Here is a 611-nt window from a genome sequence, read left to right as displayed (position 1 = left end):
CATCCACTGCAGAAAACCCGAACTGTCCACCGGTGGATGTTTCCGTATACAGATCAAAGCCTGCTTTACGCAACCAATCGATAGCGAGCTCTTCAAAGACATGACCCGCCGCAAAAATTCTAAGAGTACGTCCAGTAAATGATCTACCTTCGTCGACAGGTGTATGTGTGAACTCAAACTGCAAAGCACGATCGCAAGACACTCCAAGTCTTGAAGCACCAAGATAGTTTCTCGAAACCTGTGATCGCTGCTCTTGCTGTAATGCTAAGTCGATGCGTTCACTGATCTGTTCCGACAAGGTTGGTCGATGATTAAAATCCAACATCAGAAAGGCACCTCGTCTTTGTACAACTCCTGCAAAGTCAGGTGATAGGACTCAAGAACTGTATCCACCAAACCAACAATTTCTGTTTTGCTGTAATCACCCAGTCCTTTGTCCATACCAACAGCCATTACATAATCAGCAAGTGGGGCCAAGACAGACTCAGCAGCTTTTTGTTCTAAATCAGTTCTGTTCATGGCCACTCCCTTACGATGCAACTGGTAATGGATGTCTTGGCCCTGCTTGGAACAGAATCGTTTAAAGCTAGCGCGCCGACTGTCGCTGGATT

Annotated in this window: 1 protein-coding gene and 1 pseudogene; both read right to left on the bottom strand. The window is 46.3% G+C overall.

Annotation, left to right across the window (positions count from 1 at the left end; genetic code table 11):
- Nucleotides 1–325, bottom strand: a pseudogene (locus tag A3766_RS22305) (hypothetical protein); the annotation flags it as partial.
- The coding region (locus A3766_RS22300) for a DUF6511 domain-containing protein (RefSeq protein ID WP_231882964.1) at nucleotides 325–611 on the bottom strand (287 nt) is incomplete at its 5' end. The pseudogene A3766_RS22305 and the gene A3766_RS22300, both read right to left, overlap by 1 nt.

This window comes from Oleiphilus sp. HI0132, from assembly GCF_001635845.1.
This window is presented reverse-complemented; position numbering and strand designations above follow the sequence as displayed.